Raw genomic sequence first — 361 nt, 5'->3', positions numbered from 1 at the left:
ATGCTGGTTGTGATCGCTGCGGTGTTATCAAGTTCAACTGTATCCTCAGCTGTAACAGGGTTACCCGCTAAATCTGACACGCTTGCTGTAGCGGTGAGCGTGCCGTCATTTAATGCGCTTGCGTCAATCGGGTCGGTAACGTATTCGCCGTTTTGTACAAGTGCCGTGGTTTCAACTTGGTTTGTACCATCGCTGATGATCACCGTCACGGTTTGACCGTCTTCCACATCGCTTACCGTGCCACGCACGACCATGGCGGCGCTTTCACCGTGACCATTAATCACGCCATCGGCGGTTTTATCAATGCTGGTTGTGATTGCTGCGGTGTTATCAAGCTCGACTGAATCTTGTGCTGAAATCG

The 361-nt window shown here is 51.2% G+C and carries 1 protein-coding gene; it reads right to left on the bottom strand.

From position 1 onward, the window contains the following. Positions 1–361 (bottom strand): Ig-like domain-containing protein (locus AN393_RS20305; RefSeq protein WP_161804175.1); only part of this gene is annotated, 361 nt, incomplete at both ends.

Origin of the sequence: Pseudoalteromonas sp. P1-25 (genome assembly GCF_001401805.1) — a bacterium.
GTDB lineage: Bacteria > Pseudomonadota > Gammaproteobacteria > Enterobacterales > Alteromonadaceae > Pseudoalteromonas.
Note: the sequence above shows the minus strand (reverse complement) of the source record. Positions and strands in the feature narration are given on the sequence as shown.